The 578-nt window shown below is 63.8% G+C and carries 1 protein-coding gene; it reads left to right on the top strand.

Features of this window, described 5'->3' with window-relative positions:
* On the top strand, positions 1-578 hold a 578-nt coding region (gene tnpC / locus ACX3OZ_RS20910), incomplete at both ends, for an IS66 family transposase (RefSeq protein WP_459105518.1).

A 578-nucleotide genomic window follows, 5' to 3' on the forward strand; every position in this document is an offset into this window, starting at 1 on the left:
AAAACCGCCTGGCTCTGGGCCTATGCCCGGGACGATCGTCCCTTTGGGGGATCGGGACCACCCATGGTGGCCTATCGGTTCGAGGACAGTCGGTCAGGCGATTGCGTCGCCCGGCACCTGGATGGTTATCGCGGTATCCTGCAGGTCGATGGCTATGCCGCCTACACTTGGCTGAGCAAGCAGCGTGGCGCCAATGACGCCATCACCCTGGCTGGCTGCTGGGCCCACGCGCGCCGTAAGTTCTTCGACCGGCATGCGGCCGATGGCTCGCCCTTCGCCGCTGCCGTGCTCCGGGCCATGGCGCCCCTCTGGGCGGTCGAGGAGGATATCCGCGGCCATGATGCCGAACTGCGCGCCAGCATCCGGGCAGAACGCTCCCATCCCATCGTGGCTGAGCTGTTCGTCATGCTCGAAAAGGAACTGCCGCGCATCTCGGGCAAATCCAAACTGGCTGAAGCCATCCGTTATACCCTAAGCCGCCGCGCCACGCTCGAGCGCTTCCTTGCCGATGGCCGTATCGAGATCGATTCCAACATCGTCGAACGCGCAATCAGGCCGCAGACCATTACTCGGAAGAA

The sequence above is a fragment of the Devosia sp. A369 genome, from assembly GCF_054489345.1.